3 protein-coding genes are annotated in these 1,787 nt (G+C 75.9%); all 3 read left to right on the forward strand.

The annotated features are described in order from the left end of the window. Positions 1 to 415, forward strand: a 415-nt coding sequence (locus tag ACFV0Q_RS41300; protein ID WP_385013223.1) for a hypothetical protein, incomplete at its 5' end; no start/stop codon positions are given. A 53-nt stretch (positions 416 to 468) separates the two neighbouring features. Beyond that, entirely contained in the window at positions 469 to 1,071 is a 603-nt protein-coding gene (locus ACFV0Q_RS41305) for a TetR/AcrR family transcriptional regulator (RefSeq protein ID WP_385013225.1), read from the forward strand. Continuing rightward, positions 1,068 to 1,787, forward strand: a 720-nt coding sequence (locus tag ACFV0Q_RS41310; protein ID WP_385013227.1) for an MFS transporter, incomplete at its 3' end; no start/stop codon positions are given. The genes ACFV0Q_RS41305 and ACFV0Q_RS41310, both read left to right, overlap by 4 nt.

Genomic DNA, 1,787 nt, shown 5'->3' on the forward strand with positions numbered 1-1,787 from the left:
GACCACCGAACCCGAGGGGCCCCTGCCGGAGCCCGAGGCTCCGGTGGCCCCCAGCGCCAAGCCCCAGCCCACCGGCCACACGGGCCCCTTGAACGTGCGCATCGACATGGGGTCGACCGGCAAGGTGGGGCCGAACACCTATCGGGCGAGGGCGACACCCGGCGCGGACACCTACGTCCAGGACGCGGGGGGCCGACTGGACCGGGGCTGCTACGTCCAGTGGACGCTCAAACGCGGCGGTGACGTGGTGCAGCAGGAGCGCAGCGAACGGTGCAGGCCGCCGAGCATCACGCTCTTCAACTTCGACAGCGGCAGCCTCCAGGAGGTCGGTTCGTACACCCTGACGGCCGACGTCACCACCGACTGGGGCCAGACGGCGAGCAAGACCATCGGGTTCGAGGTGGTCCCGAAGTAGCCCACCCCGCCACCCCGGTAGACACTGTCTACGCAGCATGGTAGACAGTGTCTATGAATGAGAGCCCGCTGCGCGAGCGGCTGATCGACGTCGGCGTGGAGATGGTCACGGCGGAGGGGACCGGCGCCCTCGGGCTGCGCGAGATCGCCCGGCGGGCCGGGGTGTCGCACGGGGCGCCCCGGCGGTACTTCCCCACGCACCAGGCCCTGTTGTCGGCCATCGCCCGGCGCGGGTTCGCCGATCTCGGCGCCCGCTTCGCGGCGGCGGCGGGCGGCGGGGAGGCGACCCCCCGGGAGCGGATCCGGGCGCTGGGGACGGCGTACGTGGGCTACGCCCTGGACCAGCGCGGGATGTTCGAGCTGATGTTCCGCCACGACCTCCTCGACAGCACGGGCCAGGAGGGCGCGGACGGGCCCCGGCTGCGGGAGACGACCCTGCCGCTGTTCGCGCTGCTCGCCGGGCTCGTGTCCCGCTGCGGGGCGGCCGATCCCGAGGTCACGGCCGCCGCGCTGTGGGCGAATCTGCACGGGGTGGCCCAGCTGTGGGGCTCGGGCAGCCTGCCGCTGGTCCTCGGCGAGGGCACGGACGCCGCCGCGTACGTCGACCGGCTCGTCGGCGCCGCGCTCGACGCGCACCTCCCGGCGGGGCCGGCATGAGGCCGCGGATCGCGCTGCTGGCCAGCGTCGCCGGGGCCGCGCTCGTGGCCCTCGACGGCACCGTACTGATCGTCGTGCAGCCCGCCCTGCGCCGCGATCTCGGGGCGGGCGCGGCCGGGGTGCAGTGGACGAGCACCGCCTACCTGCTCGCCGTCGCCGCGTTCCTGGTCATCGCCGGGCGGCTCGGCGACCGGTACGGGCATCCGCGGCTGCTGCTCGTGGGGTCGCTCGGCTTCGCCGCCGCCTCGGCGGGGATCGCGCTGGCCCCCGGGATCGGCTGGGTGATCGCGCTGCGCGCCCTCCAGGGGCTGTTCGGGGCGCTGTTGCAGCCCGCGACGCTGGCCCTGCTGCGGCTGGCGTATCCGCGGGAGCGGCTGGGGTCGGCGGTCGCGGTACGGACGGCGGCCATCGCGGTGGCCGCGGCGGCGGGGCCGCTGATCGGCGGGGTGCTGGTGGCGCGGCTGGACTGGCGGGCGGTGTTCGTGCTGAACGTGCCCGTCGCCCTGGTCATCGCCGTGCTCGCCTCGGCCCTACGGGTCCCCGCGCCCGCGCGGACCGGCCCCGGGCGGCTCGGAATGGCCGGGCCCGCGCTGCTCGCCGCGGCCCTCGCGGCCGGCGTGTACGCGCTGTCCGGCGTACCGGAACACGGGTGGGCGGGCGCGCCGACGGTGCTCGGCTTCGGTGCGGCGGCGGGGCTCGGGGTGCTGTTCGTACGG

This window comes from Streptomyces sp. NPDC059564 (assembly GCF_042735575.1).
GTDB lineage: Bacteria > Actinomycetota > Actinomycetes > Streptomycetales > Streptomycetaceae > Streptomyces.